Annotated in this window: 1 protein-coding gene; it reads left to right on the forward strand. The window is 66.2% G+C overall.

Annotated elements, in window-relative coordinates; all coding sequences use genetic code 11:
- On the forward strand, window positions 1-468 hold a 468-nt coding region (locus ACU8YC_RS26925), incomplete at both ends, for a GNAT family N-acetyltransferase (protein WP_446896249.1).

The following is a 468-nucleotide window of genomic DNA, read 5'->3' on the forward strand; positions in this document are numbered from 1 at the left end:
TCGCTATCTCGACAGCATGGACGGTGCGCAGCCCGGCAAACCGGAGTTGATCATGGCGCTGGATGCGGAAGATCCGGCGACGCTGCTTGGCTTCGCGCTTTACCTGCCGTATGTGGACGACCCCGAAGCCTGTGCCCTGGTCTACCTGGCCGTGACCGCGGAGCAGCGCCGGCAGGGCATCGGCCGGGCGATGCTCGAACGGATGCTGTCGCGCTACCCTCACGCGGAGGTGGCGTGCGTGGCGGGCAAGGCCGGGTACTTCGAGGCGCAGGGCTTCATGCCGCTAGTAGCGCGCGGCCCGCAGGTGCTGATGAACACGCGGAGCCAGGCTTCAGACGGTGCGGTGGCGGTGCAGGATCTGCAGCCCATCTTCCAGTCCAGGGAGGTCCGGCAAATCTACAGCTACCTGGTCAAGCAGCACGGTCAGAGCGCCATGAAGGCAGCCGAGAAACAGCGCGACCTGCTGCT

Source organism: Citrobacter sp. VF227 (assembly GCF_052950715.1).